General features: G+C 69.4%; 13 protein-coding genes, 2 tRNA genes, 1 pseudogene and 1 riboswitch. Of the genes and pseudogenes, 4 read left to right on the forward strand and 12 right to left on the reverse strand.

Features of this window, described 5'->3' with window-relative positions; genetic code table 11:
• Positions 1-554 (reverse strand): winged helix-turn-helix domain-containing protein (locus EUC46_RS11870; protein ID WP_206645997.1); only part of this gene is annotated, 554 nt, incomplete at its 3' end.
• A gap of 98 nt (positions 555-652) precedes the next feature.
• On the opposite strand from EUC46_RS11870, the gene EUC46_RS11875 reads away from it, so the two are divergent.
• Complete coding sequence (locus tag EUC46_RS11875; RefSeq protein ID WP_338324487.1) at positions 653-1,321, forward strand: alpha/beta fold hydrolase; 669 nt, start codon at positions 653-655, stop codon at positions 1,319-1,321.
• Between the two features lie 245 nt (positions 1,322-1,566).
• Here EUC46_RS11875 and EUC46_RS12785 read toward each other — a convergent pair whose 3' ends face one another.
• The 4 genes from EUC46_RS12785 to EUC46_RS11895 all read right to left on the reverse strand — a co-directional run bounded on the left by EUC46_RS12785 (position 1,567) and on the right by EUC46_RS11895 (position 4,629).
• Positions 1,567-1,740, reverse strand: coding sequence for a hypothetical protein (locus tag EUC46_RS12785; protein WP_206645998.1), 174 nt, complete (start codon positions 1,738-1,740; stop codon positions 1,567-1,569).
• An 88-nt stretch (positions 1,741-1,828) separates the two neighbouring features.
• Positions 1,829-1,901 (reverse strand) — tRNA-Ala (locus tag EUC46_RS11885).
• Positions 1,902-2,010: 109 nt separating this feature from the next.
• Complete coding sequence (locus EUC46_RS11890) at positions 2,011-3,159, reverse strand: hypothetical protein (protein WP_128774376.1); 1,149 nt, start codon at positions 3,157-3,159, stop codon at positions 2,011-2,013.
• 258 nt (positions 3,160-3,417) lie between these two features.
• A complete protein-coding gene (locus EUC46_RS11895) occupies positions 3,418-4,629 on the reverse strand; it encodes a molybdopterin molybdotransferase MoeA (protein WP_128774377.1) in 1,212 nt (403 codons plus the stop codon).
• Between the two features lie 432 nt (positions 4,630-5,061).
• Here EUC46_RS11895 and EUC46_RS11900 point away from each other — a divergent pair, with 432 nt between their 5' ends.
• The 3 genes from EUC46_RS11900 to mscL all read left to right on the forward strand — a co-directional run bounded on the left by EUC46_RS11900 (position 5,062) and on the right by mscL (position 7,116).
• Positions 5,062-5,715: a 5-formyltetrahydrofolate cyclo-ligase gene (locus tag EUC46_RS11900; protein ID WP_128774378.1), complete on the forward strand. Its 654-nt coding sequence runs from the start codon at positions 5,062-5,064 to the stop codon at positions 5,713-5,715.
• 173 nt (positions 5,716-5,888) lie between these two features.
• On the forward strand, positions 5,889-6,611 hold the full coding sequence (locus EUC46_RS11905) for an SAF domain-containing protein (RefSeq protein WP_338324486.1): 723 nt from the start codon (positions 5,889-5,891) through the stop codon (positions 6,609-6,611).
• A gap of 97 nt (positions 6,612-6,708) precedes the next feature.
• Positions 6,709-7,116, forward strand: coding sequence for a large conductance mechanosensitive channel protein MscL (gene mscL, locus EUC46_RS11910; protein ID WP_128774379.1), 408 nt, complete (start codon positions 6,709-6,711; stop codon positions 7,114-7,116).
• A gap of 247 nt (positions 7,117-7,363) precedes the next feature.
• On the opposite strand, the gene EUC46_RS11915 is transcribed toward mscL, so the two are convergent.
• From EUC46_RS11915 to EUC46_RS11945, 7 genes and pseudogenes are all read right to left on the reverse strand, one after another.
• On the reverse strand, positions 7,364-7,666 hold the full coding sequence (locus EUC46_RS11915; protein WP_241655567.1) for a transcriptional regulator: 303 nt from the start codon (positions 7,664-7,666) through the stop codon (positions 7,364-7,366).
• Positions 7,663-12,024: a DNA helicase gene (locus EUC46_RS11920; protein ID WP_128774380.1), complete on the reverse strand. Its 4,362-nt coding sequence runs from the start codon at positions 12,022-12,024 to the stop codon at positions 7,663-7,665. Before EUC46_RS11920 ends, EUC46_RS11915 begins: the two co-directional genes overlap by 4 nt.
• Positions 12,025-12,116: 92 nt before the next feature.
• A tRNA-Arg gene (locus EUC46_RS11925) sits at positions 12,117-12,189 on the reverse strand.
• Between the two features lie 228 nt (positions 12,190-12,417).
• The gene (locus EUC46_RS11930; protein WP_128774381.1) at positions 12,418-13,353 is read right to left on the reverse strand and encodes a universal stress protein; all 936 of its coding nucleotides are present in this window, start codon (positions 13,351-13,353) and stop codon (positions 12,418-12,420) included.
• A gap of 258 nt (positions 13,354-13,611) precedes the next feature.
• Positions 13,612-14,367: a C40 family peptidase gene (locus tag EUC46_RS11935; RefSeq protein ID WP_128774382.1), complete on the reverse strand. Its 756-nt coding sequence runs from the start codon at positions 14,365-14,367 to the stop codon at positions 13,612-13,614.
• Between the two features lie 5 nt (positions 14,368-14,372).
• A riboswitch (cyclic di-AMP (ydaO/yuaA leader) is annotated at positions 14,373-14,536 on the reverse strand.
• A 431-nt stretch (positions 14,537-14,967) separates the two neighbouring features.
• Positions 14,968-15,657, reverse strand: a complete 690-nt coding sequence (locus EUC46_RS11940) for a metal-dependent transcriptional regulator (RefSeq protein WP_128774383.1) — start codon at positions 15,655-15,657, stop codon at positions 14,968-14,970.
• A 325-nt stretch (positions 15,658-15,982) separates the two neighbouring features.
• Positions 15,983-16,294: pseudogene (locus EUC46_RS11945) on the reverse strand (MFS transporter); the annotation flags it as partial.
• Positions 16,295-16,516 lie beyond the last annotated feature (222 nt).

Genomic DNA, 16,516 nt, shown 5'->3' on the forward strand with positions numbered 1-16,516 from the left:
TCGTCTATGGTGTAGACCTCCCAGCCGCCGGCCATGAGATCGGCGACTTCCTGGCGGATCTGCGCCATCCGCTGGGTGATGGCCTTCTCATCGCGGCGCTTGTCGAAGGGGTCGGGCAGCTTGAAGCTCATGCCGACGAAGCGCAGGAGCAACTGGTAGGAGGAGTCGGACTCGTACTCCACACCGAACCTCGCCTTCACCACATCGCGTAGGGCGGGCACGTCCCAGAAGTCCGCGGCGATCCCTGACTGGTCCGGCGGCAGACTCAGTACTTCCTTGAGCTGTTCTTTTTGGGCGCGGGTGAGTTTCGCGGCGTTCTGATTGCCGGCATGACCGGTCACCACCGAATGTAACCTGGTGCGCCGCCAACCCGAGAGCCATTCCTTCACGGTCCTCTCACACCGGTCAACCATCTCCGCAATAATGCCCGTATCAACGCCGTGCGAGGCGTAGAGGATCGCTTCGGCTTTCAATCTGACCAGGATCAGCGTGTCGTTGCGCTTCTTCCACCTCAAAAGGACATCGCGTTCTTCCGGTGTCACATCAACCTGCATGCACCCATTCTATACCCCGCCCACACTAATCTCCACCTAAGAACGCACTGGAACACGGTTTTGTTTAAAGCCGGCCATACCTGAACACGAATCGAATCCTGGCACCATCCCGCTTCGGATACCCCGGCAGCGAGGTGGGTGGCCAAGGCACACCGCGCGAACAAGCAGACGCGTTCGTTGAACTGCTGGACAAGCTTGGGATCGACAAGGCCTTCATCATGGGTGCATCAGCCGGAGGAACAGCGGCAATCCGTTTCGCCTTGGACTACCCGAACCGGACTCACGGACTGATTCTCTACAGTTCAGCAATGCCATTCCCTGACAAGCCGCCAACTTACTCAAAGAGACAGGGGCCTCCCTCGTTCCTCATGAATGATTACCTCATGTATCTGCTAAGCCCATTGTTCGGTCCGGTAATGGGAATGTCAAATGCAATAATCAACCAAATGATGCCCATCAGTGAAAGAAAAGCGGGTGCGCTGCTGGACACAACAGTCAGCAACCCCGATATGGCACGCAACTTCGACGATTACCCGATCGAGGAACTGCAAGTGCCATCAATCATCCTTCACGCCAAAGACGACAAACTAGCCGACTACAAAGCAATGGAAAAAGTGATTAATCGCTTCCCAGACTGCACATTCGTCAGCTTCGACACCGGTGGTCACATGATGAAGGGTCACGAGGACGAGGGAGGCATGGCGGTCAGAAAATTCATGAAGCGGGCAATCCGCAACCGGTCCCCTTCTCTCGATTCTCACGGATGATGCTCGCAACCCACTGCCCTGTACCCACCGGGGCCGATATTCAGAGTCACAGGCTTGGCCCGTTTTGCTCCTGACCGCCCAGCGCGACAAGCTCGAAGCCGAACGCCTCAAACTCGTTCCAAGCCCACGACGCCGACGCGATCCCCCTCGACCTCCTCAAGAGCGAACAAGACCGCATCCGCGCCAGCCCCGACCAGATCACCACACGGCTCGACAACCTCACCGACACCTACGCCGAGGCCCGATCAGGCCTGGACCAACTCACCGAACTCCTGGTCGACCTCGACGACCTCTACAACAAGTGCGAACCAGCCGAACGACGCATCCTCAACCGCGCCCTGTTCACCCGCATCACCATCGACGACGAAGAGAACACCACCTACGCCCCCGACGAGACCACCGCCAGCGTCCTCGCCCACACCAACATCGATGCCCCGGCCCACGTCACCGCAGAAACAAAACCGCCCCGCCATGAGGCGGGGCCGGTTCCGGTCTTGTCATTGTCGGTGGAGCTAGGGGGATTCGAACCCCCGACCTTCTCATTGCGAACGAGACGCGCTACCAACTGCGCCATAGCCCCGAGTGCGCCACGATGGTAGCACCGTCACAGCCGCGCACCGCAACTCGGAGCGCCGTGAGCCGTGACACCGCCACCGGCGGCGCCGCCAATCATCCTACTCACTCCCCGCTCACTCCCCGGCTGCGCGCCGGCGCTCAAGCACCTTGTCCAGGTCGATGGGCTGGAAGTCCTGCTCGTCCTCAACACCGGATGTGGCCAGTGCGCGAACCGACTGGGGGCGCGCCGGCACCGACACGGACTCGGACTCGAGGGCCTCCTCCGCAGGGGCCTCGAACTGCCGTCGCGGGGCCCTGGCGGCCAGCGTGTAGGTGGGGGCGGGCACGTGCACCGGGTGCCAGCCCTGCGGCGGGGTCTGGGAGCCGTCCTCGCCGGTGTCCCACCTCAGTGCCGGCTCCCTGTCCGAGGCGGCACCCTCGCCCGATGCCCGCCCGGCATCCCCGGCGAAGCGGCTCGCCGTCCGCCCTGAACGGTCACCCTGCTCCTGTGAGGAGTCCTCGCGTGAAGCGCCCTCCTGCCCGGGGGCCGACTCATCCAGGCCTCCCTGGGCCTGCGTGGCCTGGGACGGGGACTGCTCCTGGGAGTCCGCCCGGTCGGCGTCCACCGCCTGCTCCTGGGCGGTACGGGGCTCCTGGGCGGCGCGCAGCGCCGCCCCCAGGTTCTCCGCGGTCCCCGGCGCAACAAAGGCGGGAACCGCCGGGCGGCCGACCAGGCTCTCCAACTCCCGCTCAATCTCGGCAATGCGCTGACGCTCGCGGCGCTCGGCGGCGGCCGAGGCCACGGAGGCCTTGCGCCCGCCGACCATTGAGACCCCCAGGAGAGCCGTCGGGACAATGGCGGGCCACCAGGGCATGAGGCCCAGGCCGCCGACCAGCCACAGGATGGCGGCGGCGGCGAGTAGGGCGCCGGCGACGAGCGCGCGGTGCGAGGCCGCGACTCGACGCTGCTCCCTGTTGGTTTGGTGGAGCCGACGCGCACGCGCCAACTCGCGCTCCGTGCGCAGGGCGCGCACGTTCCTGACTGCGGGCCTGTTCATCGCCCTCACCTCCGGTCGGCGTCGAAAGATCTGTGCGTGTCCGCTGCTCGCACAAGCCTCATCCGCAGCGGTGCTGCCCCCGGTGGCCAGCACCCTCAACTCTGAGGAGTAGCGGTCATCGGCGTTGGACAGGGACATCACCTCGCGGCGCGCGACCAGGAACGGCAGAAGGTACACGGCGAGAACGACAACTAGCGCCAGCAGCGCCCAGATCCCGATCCCCACACCGCCACGGTAAGCCGCGCCGGGCCCCGACCCCAGTAACAGCGCGGCGTGTTGTGGACATGTTGCAGGACCGACTGATTTCCCCGGGGTTTCGCACGACAATAGCTGTCACACCCATCTCCCGCATCTCAAAACTCTCATGATGCTCAATCGTCACAGCGTTCACCGCTCCGATTTTTTCCTGTTTTCCGTCTGACAGCGGGCGCACTCAGGCACGACGCGCGCGTCGTTCAGGTGCCGTCGTTCAACTGTCGTCATTCAGGTGTCTAGGAGCAGGCAGTGCAGCGTGTCCCCGGTGACCACCGAGCCCATGTCCTCGGGTACCACCGCTATGGCGTTGGCCTCCGACAGGCCGAGGAGGCGGGTGGAGCCGGGCGGCGTCGTCGGCTCGGCGCGGTAGCCGCGAGAGGGCGACCCGCTCAACCGCACGGGGACGAACTCCCGCTTGCCCGCCGGTGACTGCCAGCCCGTCGAGATGACGGCCGGCAGGCTCACCCGGTGCAGGTTCGACCACCCTGCGACCTGGCGCAGCACCGGCCGCACAAAGGTCTCAAAAGCGATCTGGGCGCTGACGGGGTCCCCCGGCAGGCAGAAGATCGGGGTGCCTTCCACCGTGCCCACGCCGAGCTGACGCCCCGGAGACATGGCAACGGCGTCAAAGCGCACCGAGCCCAGGGGGGCCAGAACCTCCTTGACCGTGTCCCCCTGCCCCACCGAGAGCCCACCAGTGGTAATGAGCACGTCGGCCCGCACCAGCTGGTCCTCAATGGTCTCGGCCAGCGCCCCCAAGTCATCGGGCACCGCTGCTACGCGGAACGCCTGCCCACCGGCGTCGGCGACTGCACAGGCCAGGGCGTGCCCGTTGGCGTCGTAGACATCCCCGGGGTTCCTGGAGTTACCGGGCTCAATCAACTCGTCCCCCACCGAGACGACAACCACGCGCGGGGCCGGGTGAACCTTGACCCGGTGGCGGCCCAGTCCCGCCAGCAGGGCCACCTGACGGGCGGCGACCCGCGACCCCTGGGCCATGACTGTGGTGCCGGCCTCGACGTCCTCCGCCCGGCGGCGCACGTTCTCACCGGCCCGTGCCGGGACGGTGATCCGCACCCGCGAACCGCCCCGGTCGGTGTGCGTCCAGGGCACGACGGCGTCGGCCCCCTGCGGCAGGGGGGCGCCGGAGTCGATCAGAACGGCGGCGCGGGGAACCAGCCGAGTGGGGCGCATATCACCGGCGCGCACGGCGTCCACCACGTCCAGGGCGACCGGGGAGCCCGTGGAGGCGCCCCGGGTCTCAGCGGCGACGACCGCATAGCCGTCCACGCCGGCCAGGTCGACAACCGGCAGGTCGAGCTCGGCGACAATGTCCTCGGCCAGGACACAGCCAACGGCGTCGGGCAGGAGGACATCTAGCGGGGCAGCCGACTGGGCGATCTCAAGGCAGGCGGCCAGTTGCTCGGCGACGGTTCTCATGGACTTCCTCCGCTGTCATATTGTTTCCGGGCCCAGAGCGGCCCAGGGCATATGGCTCAGGCTACCGGCCCACCGGGCCTTGGACGGCTCGCCGCACACGCTCCCGACCCCGGCGCCTGTTCGCGGGCCGGGGTCGGGAGCGCCTGTTCACGGGCCGGGCCGGGAGCGCCTGGCCCAGGGCCGGGCCGAGAGTGCCTGGCCCAGGGCCGGGCCGGGCCGGGAGCGCCTGACCCCGGGCCGACCGGGTGCGCCCGGCCCGGGGCCGACCGGGTGCGCCCGACCCGGGGCCGACCGACCCGACCCGAAGTGAGCCGAGCACGCCCGACCGCGCTGCACCCCGGCCCGGGGCCGTGCGGTGAGCGGACATGGGGACAGGTGCCCTCTTGCCATGGCGCACCCGAACGGGGATGCGGAACCTGAGAGGATAGGACCATGAGCCTTCCTGTGCGCAGTCTGCCCGACACCAGCCATCTAGAGGCCGACGACGCCAAAGAGCAACTGCGCAAGATGCTGCGCGAGGGGCGGCGCCACCACCACCGCCATCCGCTGAGCGGGCACGACGCCACCTGTGCGGCGCTAACGACGCACGCCCTGGAGGCGGTTGGGGGCATGCACTCGGTGGCCGCGTACGTCTCCGTGGGGCACGAGCCCTGCACTCAACCGCTCCTGGAAGAACTCACTCGCCTGGGGGTCACGGTGCTGCTGCCGGTGCTCGGCCCCCAGCTCTCGCGCTGCTGGGGACGGCTGTCCAGTATTGCCGAGCTTCAGGAGCGTGCTCCGGGTCGGCCCCCAGAGCCCCGCGGAGCGGTGCTGCCGGCTGAGGCCGTCGGCGAGGTCCAGGCCCTCATCGTTCCCGCCCTGGCGGTGGACCGTGGCGGGCGGCGCCTCGGGCAAGGCGGCGGCTGGTACGACCGCATGCTGCCCTTGCGCGGCGAGGGCGTCCAGGTCTTCGCCATGGTGCACCACGACGAGCTTGTCGCCGGCCCCCTGCCGCAAGAGCCCCACGACATGCCGGTAGACGCCGTCATTACCGAGCAGGCCTGGTTCCTGCTGAAGGGTTCGGCCTTCTCCGCCGGGGAGTGCTAACGGCTATCGGGGAGGACCGCCCGGTCCCGGCCTGCTCGGGCCTTCGCCCGGCGTCGACGATCGCGCGAGAACCCGCGGCCTCCCGGGAACCACAGGAGTATTGATTCGGTGCTTATCCACAGGGCTCGATAGGCCCGGTGGCGCCGCGCGCAGCCGGGTCGCAGCCTGGAGGCATGCCGTCGCCTGCCTCGCACTCCGCCTCTTCGTCCCCCGGGTCCCGCCTGCGGCTGCTGCGCCGCGGGCCCGACAGCGGCCCGCCCCCGGTGCGCCCCTCCTTGCTGCTGTGGCGTCACCGCCATCTGGTGGTGGCCTTCTGCCTGGGGGCCGCCGTACTCGTTGCTCTCAGCGTGCTGCGGCCGGCCGCCCCCGAGGGCCGTGAAGTGCTGGTCAGCACCCGAACGATCCTGGCCGGAGAGGTGATCGCCGACGCCGATGTGGCTGTGCGCCGTGTCGCCGTCTCGGCCCTGCCGGAGGCGGGGCTGGCGGATAAGCGGATCATCGGCGCCCGGGCGGCTGTCCGCCTGGAGGCCGGAACCGTTCTGACGACCTCAATGACCAGCGCGGCCCTGGCGGCGGACCTGGACCCCACCGAGCGAATCGTCCAGGTCCCGGTTGGCATTGGGGCGGAGCTGGCCGTTCCCGGCGCCCGGGTGGACATTGTTGGGGAATCCCCGCGCCTGTCCTCACCCGCCCTTGAGCCCGGCGGGGAGCCGGAGGGACTGGTCCTGTGCTCCCGGGCCAGGGTGATCCTGGCTCAGCAGGAGCAGAAGGGCCCTGAATGGGGCGCATCCGGGAGCAAGGTCATACTTATTACCCTTGCTGTTCCGGCAAGTGACGCTAGCCTTGTTGTTAGTGCGGCCACACGTGGAGCTCTCGGCATTGTGCTGAGCCCGTGATGTCGCAGCGGTGCCCCACCCTGGGGGGCCGCGACCCATCCGTTCTCACGGCGAATGGGCCGACCTGCATCTGCTCGCAGCTAGGAAAGGTTCCTCAATGTTCAAGGGCTTCAAGGAGTTCATCTCCCAGGGCAACGCCATCGAGTTGGCTGTCGCCGTCATTATCGGTGGGGCCTTCAAACCCATCGTCGACAACATCACCAAAGTGATCCTGGACATTATTGGCCAGATTATCGGCTCCCCGAACTTCGACTCCGTCGGCCAGTTCAAGATCTTCCAGGACGCTGACAGCTACATCCAGCCCGGTACTATTATCACCGCCCTGGTCAACTTCCTCCTGGTCGCTTTCGCGGTCTACTTCGCGATTGTCATGCCCATGAACAAGCTCAAGGAGCGCATGAAGCAGGAAGAGGAGGCCAAGCCCGCCGAGCCCACCGAAACCGAGATCCTGGGCGAGATTCGCGATCTGCTCGCCAAGCAGGCCGGAACCACCCCCTCGCGCTGACACGTATGTGGTGCACCTCTGGTGCACCACACCATCGCGAATGGGTCCAGCCGCCCATGAGGCGGATTCCAGCGGTCCTCGCAGCACCCGGAATTGGGGTTGCGGGGGCCGCGTCGTTTAAAGGGCCGCAGGCGGCCCTTCGGCTGGAGCAGAAGAGCGCGGGCCCGGGCCGCCTAATACGGGCCCGCACCACCCGCCCGGCGTACGCCGGGCGCTACGCCCCGTGCCGGCCGGTTCGCGCCGGGCGCTACGCCCAGTGGGGCGGCACCTCCCGCAGGAGCCGTGCATCATTGGAGCCCCGGGCCCGCCCACCAGCGCCGGCGTCGGTATTGCCCCGATCGCCCCGGTCTTGCGCACCGGCTTGGGACAGGGCGTCGGTCTGGCGCCGTCGCGCCTCCTCGGCGGCGGCCTCCGTGAGCTCCCCGCGGGCCACCCGGCGCTCATCGAGGGCCGAGAGCACCACCACCCGGCGACGGCCCCGCCTGCGACTCCCAGGAGTCCCCCGAGCCGCGCTCCCGGCGCCCGCCGGGCCCGCGCTTCCGGTGCTCACCGGGTCCGCCCCACAACGTTCGCCAGGACCGCGTCAATACCTGAGCCTCGGCGCCGCAGCGCCAGTGTTGCCCTGAGCTCCTCGGCCTCCTCCTCCACGGTGCGCTCAATCCCGTCGGAGCGGATCCAGGCCATGAGGTCGTCGAGCTGGTCGTCGGAGTAGGCCTGCAAGGGCAGGCCCTGAGCGATTGGGGGGCGGGGCCCCCGCTCGGCCTCCCCCGCCTTGGAACCGGTGCGGGTTGCTTCCCGCAGCCCGGAGGCGGAACCCTCGTGAGCCGCACCGCCCAGCGCGGCCCCCTCCTGCGGCTCGGGCTCCAGCGGCGAGGGCGGGTCGGGTACGAGGGCGAGCCTGGGGCCGGGAGCCGGGTCGTCCACGTGCTCGGGGACGGCCTCGACCTCGGGGCCGGCCTGCGCCTGGGCGCGGGCCTCAAGCACCTCGATGATCTCATCCTCAATGGTGCGGGCCTGAGCCTCCGGATCCACGAAAACACCGGCTGAGTACGCCATGTGGACCCTCCACCCCCGCTGGGTCAGGCGCTCCACCCAGTGACGGTCACGACGGCGCAGGCTCGGCTCGGCGACGTAGTCGGCGTCGTCGGTCAGGACCGCCACGAAGAGTTCTCCCGGGCAGTCGGGGTGGCCAATGGCCAGCGGGATCTTGGGGCCGTCACCCATCCCGTAGCGGGGCACAACAGTCAGGCCGCGCCTCCACAGGTGCTCCGCCAGGTCTATGAGGAGCCCGTCGGGCTCACCGCCGGGCTCCGGGGTTTGAGTCGGCGGCTGCGCCCCAGCGCGCACCAGGACCTCCCGCAGCAGGCGGGGGCCGGCGGAGTGCAGGCGGTCGGGGTCGATGTCGGAGGCCTCCAGGCAGGACACCACACGGGTTGTACCCCGGGAGGCGCACAATGCCTCCACCAGCGCCACCATGCCCCCATGGTCGGAGACATCCCCGAAGGAATAGATCGTTCGACCGTGCGGGGTCTTGGCGTAGCCCACCGACAGAATGACGTGGTCGCGGCGCAGCGAGCGGGCCTCGGAAAGATCCACCACGGTAAAGGGCTCAGGCGCCCCGGGGGCGAAGAAGCGCTCCAGGGACTCCGATCCGGCGACCGCCGTGGCCACGGCCTGGCGCAGCGCCTCAGCGTGACGGAGATTGAGGGCGATCACGCCCAGGGACTGCTCGGGGTGGCGCAGGGCGTGCTCAATGACCAAGTCGACGACATGCTCGACCTCGGCGCCCACGCTCTCGACCGCCGTCTGCCCCGGGGCGGGCATGCCCCGCCCCTCCACCAGATCCAGGTTCAGGCGGTTCGCCCCCGGTGGGGCGGGGATGGCCTCCACGACGCCCTCGTAGCCGTTGGCGGCCAGGAAGGCGGCGATCTCGGCGTCCAGGGTGTTGCGCCCGGTGGGCAGGGTCACGCGCGGAAGCAGGGGTCCGAGCTCGCCGGCCAGGCCACTGGTGGCCCGGCGCGGGTCCCCGACCACGAGCACTTGCTCGGCGCGCACAAAGGCCGGCAGCGCCTGGGCCACCGGCAGGTGGGCGCTGGCGTCCAGGACCGCCAGGTCGATGAGCGCTGTGGGTACGAACACCTGGGAGACCAGGGTGGGCGGGACGATCCACACTGGTTTGGCAATCATCGCCAGGGGGTAGGCGGCCAGAATGTCGCGCAGCGGGATGCCGTCCTCCCGGGACAGCGCCAGGTAGAGCGAACGCGCCGTGTCCTTGTCGGCCTCGATGGCCTCGCGCACGCGCCGGGCGCAGGCCTGGGCCACCGGGCCCGCCAATGAGGCGGTGTGGGCGGCGTCGAGCTCGCGCAGGGAGGCGGCCAGCCCGGCCAGGGCGGTAGCGTCCAGGCCCCCCATGTCGGGGTCGTTGCGCAGCGCCTGGGACAGCAGGGACGACCACCAGCAATAGGTGAGCTCGGTGTCGATTTGGTCGTCCCGGAGGCGGCGCGCGGCAAGGTCCTTGACCAGGGGGGTCAGCCCCAGGGCGTCAAGCTCACCGAGAACCTGGTTAATGCGGGGCAGGTTCTGGGCGACCGCGTCGTCGTCGGCCAGAACCCGCGCCCGGGTCAGCAGGTCCTCCAGGGGCATGTTCATGAGGACAATGCCCTGGGAATTGCCCACCACCGGCTGAAGCTGCTCGAGGGTTGTGCGCGCCAGGTCGGCGGTGCGGCGGATCGTGTCCAGGCCCCCGGGCAGGCGGGGCCAGCCGCCGTCGGAGTCGTGGCGGCGCCACACCTCACGGCGCTGCTGGACTTTGACCAGTTCGGCGTGAAGATCGTCGACCACTCTGCCGGGGCGCACCAGGTCCTTGGCCTGCCTGGTGAAGCGTCGGCGCGTGGAGCCGTTCATGTCCAGGTGGCGCTCCTCGCGCCACCGCTTCGAGGCGGTGGCAATGACCATGTCGGCGGCGGAGCGCTCGAAAATCTCGGGCCGGAAGATATCAAGGGACTCGCGTACGCCGTCGAGCATGTCCAGCTGCTCGCACCACTGCCCCAGGGTCAGGGCCCGAGTCAGGCGCGTCTCATCGACAACCCTGGTGATGTCCTCGTCAATCTGCGGGCACAGGGTGTCCGCCAGATTCTGGAGGCGGTGGAGGATGTCAACGGCCTCATCAATGTCGGCCACCGGGATGCCCCGCCACGGGGAGGCGGAGACCTCCGGGGACAGGGCGCCCAGGGCGTGGGCGGTGTGAAGGAGTTCGCGGGCCCGGGACAGGCCGGCGGGGTCGAGCCGCGCCAAGTGCCCGGCCTCGACGCGGGCCGTGGTGCGGGGCCGGGCGCGGGAACTGGTGAGCCCGGCCAGTTCTTTCAGGGCCTCATGGGCGCTGACCTGCCAGGGGGCGCGCGGGGCGTGCAGCGCGGTGATGTAGCGCGACAGGCGCGAGCGCACCGAAACCAATTCCTGGCGCAGGGCCACGATTTCGGCAACGTCCAGATCGGGCTCCCTGACCCCCAGGCTCTCCTTAATGCCCTCAGCGGCGTTGCGGCGCCAGGCGGCGTCCTCGGTCAGGTCCATGACAATGGAGCCCAGCCCCAGTTCACGCAGGGCGTCCGCTACCGCGCGCCCGTCGGCGCTGGTGGAGGGTACATGCATCACCGTGCGCCCCGAGGCGGCGGCGTCGGCGAGGATGGCCGCCAGGGTCGCGGCAATATCGGATCCGGGTGGGGCGTCCAGGAGCAGGGAGGCACCGGTGCCCACGGCTTCAACGGCGTCGAGCTGGGCGGGGTCGAGGTCTCCGGCGCCCCGCTCGGCGTCGGGGTCACGGTCCTCCCGGCGCGGCGGGTCGAGCGGAACATCCAGGGCGGCGCGGGCGCGCTGGTCCCCGGCCAGGGCGGCGACCAGGGCGGAGGAGCGGGCGCGCTCCTCAATGGCGTCGAAGTCCTCGACCAGCGCCTGGCCGGGGTGGGCGAAAGCGCCGACGACGAGCCGCTCGTGGATGTCGAAGCCGGGCAGGTACTCCCGCCCCAGGGCGCCAATGCGGGCCAGCGTGGCACGGGGGGTGAAGCCCTCAGCGGACAGGGAGGCCCGGGCCAGGGCGTCGACGTCGGCGGTGCAGCCATAACGGCGCAGGGCCCGGGTCAGGACGGGGTTGACCTCAATGGACGGGTCCAGCGCAATGGTGGTGTCGGCCATTGCGGTAGACAGGCGCACGGGGCGCAGCAGTACCGGGGCATTGACGGTGCGCGCGCCCGCACCGCGCGGGCCCGCGGCGTCAGCCGGGGTGGGGGACTCGCCGGCCGTCCCCCCGGCCTCCGGCGCCTCCTCGGGGCGCCCGGCCTCCCCGCCCTGGTTCGCCAGGGCCCCGGAGCCTGCGGTGAGACGGGACGCGGTGGGGTCTTGGCGGCTGAGAGTCTCGTTCCAGGTGGCCACGCCCAGGGCGAGGTAGACGGGGGCGACGCCGAACTGGCGCGCAATGACTTGGGTGCGGCCGGCAACGTCGCGCAATGAGCGGCGCGCCACCGACTGGGCCGACCTCTCGCGCACGAGGTTGGCCAGGTGCGTAGGCCTGCCCGCATAGAGCTGGGCCAGGCCGGAGGGGTGGGCGGCGGTGAGGTCGACGACGCCGTCGAGGATGGTGATGTCGTCGAGGCTTGCGACTCCTCCCAGGGCCGCAAGCTCCTCGCGCCATGCGGCCAGCGCCTTATCGAGCTCCGGGCTGGGGGCGGGCGGCTCGGGGTCCGCCGGTGGCGGAGGGGGCGGGGGCGGGGGTGAGGCCTCGCCTTCGGAGTGCACGACAGCGCCGAAAGTGCTCTGCCCGGAGTCGGACGCAGGAGTAGTGACGCCGGTGGGCTTGTCCGTTGCCGGGTCCGGCTCTCGCCGCTTGCGGCGGAAGAAGAAGAATGGGGGCGTCATCTCACCAACATATAGGCACTGCCGGGCCGATCCCGGGAGATGTCCCCGGGGTGGCGCCAGGAAGGCGCCGCACAGAGGACCCCGGTGCTTCGCGCCCCCGATTGGATTCGAACCAACGACACCCGCTTTAGGAGAGCGGTGCTCTATCCCCTGAGCTACGAGGGCCTACAGCGGGCAACCCTACCAGTGCCGGCGGCAGGCGCCAGACGCGACGGGCGGTGGCGCCAGAACCCGGCCCATGCGCCGACCCGGCCCATGCGCCGACGGCGGGCCCGGCGGGCCGCGACCTCAGAAGTAGCCCGCGCCTGGCCCCATGCGCGGGCGGGCTCTACTCGAAGAGCCCGCCCGGCCGAAGGCGGCCCGCGCCCGGACCCGGGTTCTGGGCGCTCAGTCTCAGGCCCGAGCCCAGGGGGTGGAGGTGCGACTGACGGCGTTGTCGTCCTTGGAGCGCGAGGGCACCACGAGCACTGGGCAGGAGGCGTGCGAGAGCACTCCCTGACTGGTGGAGCCCAGGAGCAGGCCGGAGAAGCCCCCACGGCCGCGTGAGCCGACGACGACCAGGTCCACCGCCGTGGAGAACTCGGCCAGCAGTTCGGCGGCATTGCCGTCCAGGGCGTGGCGGCGCACTGTCACGCCGGGGTGGCCCTCAAGGGCGTCGGCGACGGCGCGCTCCAGTCCGGAGCGGACGTCGGTGAGGACCTGCTCGCGGTCCACCGCGGCCGGCAGCCAGGCCAGTGCGCCGGCCCCAGTGGCCATGGGCACCGCGGCAATAGCGGTCAATTCGGCGCCCCAGACCTCGGCCTCGCGCACGGCCCGGCGCAGCGCCTTGCGAGCCGAGCCAGAACCGTCCACGCCGACGACAATGCGCTTGACCGGGGTGTAGGCGGCGCCCTCAGTGTGGTGGGGCACCACCACGGCGGGGCAACGACTGTGGGCGGGCAAGGCGGAGGAGACGGTGCCCAGGAGGCGGTCGGCGAAACCGCCCCCGCCGCGGGTGCCGACCACGGCCATGGCGGCCTCAGCAGACAAGTCGACGAGCACCCCCGCGGGGTCCCCGGTCTCCAGCGAACTGGTCACCGTCACCCCGGCGCCCTGGACACGGGCCACGGCCTCGTCGACGACGGCCTGGGCGCCGGAGCGGATGGCGGAGTCGTCCAGGGCGGCGTAGCCGCCATCCAGGGAGGCGGTGGTGAAGGACGGCAGGGAGTAGGCGCACAGGATGTGGACGCGCCAGCCCTCGCAGGAGGCACGAGCGACGGCCCAGTCCACCGCGCCAAGCGATTCCGGTGACCCATCGACACCGACAAGGATGACGCTGTCTTCTGCCATGGTTGGAGCCCCTTTCCTGGGCGTTGGCTGCCTGTCCTGCTCCCATTATTGTGCCTTGAACCACGGTGTGCTCCAAAACACCACTGGTAACAGTCTCGGCCGGCAACGGCCTCGGCCCGGCCCGCCGGTTCGCGCCGACTCACCTCTAGTCGGCTTCCAGCCGGCTTCACCGCAACGCCCGTGCCTCCCCGCCACCACAACGAAGCGCCTCCCCGCCCTCATTGGGCGGGGAGGCGCGTGCGATAACGCTGCGGGCGCTCAGAAGCGCAGGTAGATGGCGCCGTCGTAGACGGAGTGGTAGTGCACGCCGGTCGCCTCGGTGCCGGCATCCACCATCATGCCGCCACCGGTGTAGATGCCGACGTGGCCGGGCCAGTAGAGAACGTCGCCGGGCTGCGCCTCGGAGGCGGAGATGACGGTGCCGGCGGCGTAGATGCCACCAGAGGAGTGGGGAAGGTCGTAGCCGAACTGGGCGTAGACGTAGGACACCAGACCGGAGCAGTCGAAAGCGGAGGGGCCGCCGGCTCCAGAGACGTAGGGGGCGCCGACGTACTGCATGGCCAGGGCCGCAATGGAACTGGCCGATGGGGCGGCTGCGGGAGCCTGGTAGGCGACGGTCTCAGTCGTCGAGGCGGCAGTGGTCTGCTCCCCCTGACCCTGATCCGCCGTTTCCTCGGGGGCGGGCTCCTCAGCGACCGCGGCCTCAACGGCGGCCTCGACAGTCGCCTCGGAAACCCACTGAGCGTCAGCAGGGGCGACAACCGCGTCGTTGGTGGTGACGGCCTCGCGGACCGGGGTGGCAATGGCGCCGACGCCCGTGGCGCCCAGGGCGCCGGCGGAGGAGTCGAGCTCGGTGCTGCCACCGGCGGCGGAAGCGGCCGAGGCCAGCATGGTCAGCGCCAGGCCGGAGGAGGCGGCGACCGCGAACCCACGACGCGCACCCGGAGCGACCGCAGTCAGCGGAGTCACGGGGCGAGTGGCTTTGCGGTGGCGTGGTTTAGTGCGAGTGGTCATGAGGTGTTGTCTCCTATATAAGCCGACGAGGTGAGCTGTCGGGTTCGGGCTGGAGAAGCCCGGTCCGTGCGGTACGGACTTCACCCCAAGGCTCGTTGGGAGCGGGGCCCCCGTGAGCCGGATTGTGGTTCCCCCGTTCCTGCCTTCATGTGTTGGGGAGAGAGTGGACCGAGTCGAGCGGCAGGATTGAGCCTCGCCTCGGGCCCCACGGGTACTTGTCCCCGGGAGGCACCGCAGACGCTACCTGAGCCCACCGGATTCGTCACAATTAGGTCTCACACAGGAATGTGACTCCAGTCACGTTTCAATAGTGTCCATCCTCCTCGAGGATGAGGGCCTCATCCTCAGAAGGGCGGACTTGCAAGCAAATCGCCAGACCATCGAGATGTCTGCCACCTGGACGTGAGCTGCAGCGCCCTGCGTGAGATGAATATCACATTGATGTGTTTCTTGTAATACTCGTGAGCAGTCGCATCATGCGGGTCTCGCCGGCTTACAGACGCCCTCGCCACCGCCCTTACCGCCAAGACGCGCCCAGCGCGGCCCACGAGAGCGGCGAGCAGGACTCTCACCGCCGACACGCCGGCCCGGGCATGCGGCTCAGGCGCGTTCGGACCCCGTGCGCAGCAGGAAAAGATGACGGGCCAGATCCGTCGGCACGGCAACCGGTTCACCGCCGGCGCTGCGCACCCGGACCGCCGTCGGCCCCGCCCCCAACTCCACCGGGGAGCCCGGAACCACCCCGGCGTCCTCAAGCTCCCCCAGGAGCTCAGCATGGGCCTGGATGGGCTCGCCCACGCGGGCGACCGTGGCCTTGATGACGCCCTCGCGCACGGCGCGCTCGGCACTGATCTCCTCGGCGGCGGGCCGGGGGTGCGCGACCGGGCCGACGGGAACCGGGTTGCCGAAGGGGTCAGTGGTGACCTCTTGAAGGATCCGGATCAGGCGCTCCTCGACCTTCTCACTCATAACGTGCTCCCAGCGGCAGGCCTCGTCGTGGACCAGGCGACGTTCGAGCCCAATGACGTCCAAGAGCAGCCTTTCAGCAAGCCGGTGCTTACGGATCACCTCGGTGGCCCGGTGCCGCCCCTCCGGAGTGAGCTCCAAGGAGCGGTCGTCAGCCACCCGGATAAGGCCGTCGCGCTCCATGCGGGCCACCGTCTGGGACACCGTGGGGCCGGAGTGGTCGAGGCGCTCCACAATGCGGGCGCGCAGCGGCGGGACGCCGTCCTCCTCGAGCTCATAGACCGTCTTGAGGTACATCTCGGTGGTGTCAATGAGCTCGCTCATAATGGGTGCCTCCTGAAGAGAGCCGGCTGCGTCGCGACACTGCGCAGCGGCGGCCACGGCGTCGCCCCGCGCGCGACCTCAAGGATATCGGGGTAAGGATATCGGGGTCCTCGCCACCGGTCCGGCGCAGGCCCGCCCGGCCCTCGCCCAAAGGCCGCCCGCTCACTGCCGGGCGCCGTCGTCCACTGCTGGGCGCCGTCGTCGTCGCACCCACTGCCCGCGGACGGGCAGCGTCGGCGATCGCGCGCCCTTGGCGCCGTGCGAGGCCCGGCCGCCGCGCAGGAGCGGCGCAAGTCGGCGACCGCGCGCCCGTCCAGCGCCGCTCTCAACCCCCAGGCGGGTGAGGGAGCGTGGCCGAGGGGGTCAGGTTGACGCCCCAGGCGCGGCGCGCCAACACCCCGGCCAGCATAGGGGCGCATATTGCGGTCAGCCCCCCAATGACCAATGCGCAGCGCGGCCCCCACGCGTCGGAGACCCAGCCCATGAGCGGCGCCCCCACCGGCGTAGCCCCGAGGAAGAACATAATGAAGATGCTCATAACCCGCCCGCGCATTGTGGCCTCGGTGGTCAGCTGGATGGTCTGGTTGGCTGCCGTCAGCAGGGTAATCGTGCACAGCCCCACCGGAATAGTGGCCGCGGCGAAAAGCCATGGCCGAAATGAAACAAAATTGTATTCTGTGGTTTAGTGGCCTGGAAATGACGTGCCACCCGTTGTAGAATACCTGCATGCACGTGGATGTGACGCAGAAGGAACACGATGTTTTTTTGAGGTGGAAGAAGCGCAGTGACACTCTTGTTTTAGTGAGGCTGAAGGCGGAGGCGGTTCTTTACGCTTCGCACGGCGTTGATGTGGACATTA

Origin of the sequence: Actinomyces oricola, from assembly GCF_004104015.1 — a bacterium.
Taxonomy (GTDB): Bacteria; Actinomycetota; Actinomycetes; order Actinomycetales; family Actinomycetaceae; genus Actinomyces; species Actinomyces oricola.

Bases quoted from the DNA above. Each gene is read 5' to 3' on its own strand.
- EUC46_RS11930 (WP_128774381.1), bottom strand. From the start codon at position 13,353: ATGGCAGAAGACAGCGTCATCCTTGTCGGTGTCGATGGGTCACCGGAA.
- EUC46_RS11905 (WP_338324486.1), top strand. From the start codon at position 5,889: ATGCCGTCGCCTGCCTCGCACTCCGCCTCTTCGTCCCCCGGGTCCCGC.
- EUC46_RS11935 (WP_128774382.1), bottom strand. From the start codon at position 14,367: ATGACCACTCGCACTAAACCACGCCACCGCAAAGCCACTCGCCCCGTG.
- EUC46_RS11900 (WP_128774378.1), top strand. From the start codon at position 5,062: ATGAGCCTTCCTGTGCGCAGTCTGCCCGACACCAGCCATCTAGAGGCC.
- mscL (WP_128774379.1), top strand. From the start codon at position 6,709: ATGTTCAAGGGCTTCAAGGAGTTCATCTCCCAGGGCAACGCCATCGAG.
- EUC46_RS11920 (WP_128774380.1), bottom strand. From the start codon at position 12,024: ATGACGCCCCCATTCTTCTTCTTCCGCCGCAAGCGGCGAGAGCCGGAC.
- EUC46_RS11940 (WP_128774383.1), bottom strand. From the start codon at position 15,657: ATGAGCGAGCTCATTGACACCACCGAGATGTACCTCAAGACGGTCTAT.
- EUC46_RS11895 (WP_128774377.1), bottom strand. From the start codon at position 4,629: ATGAGAACCGTCGCCGAGCAACTGGCCGCCTGCCTTGAGATCGCCCAG.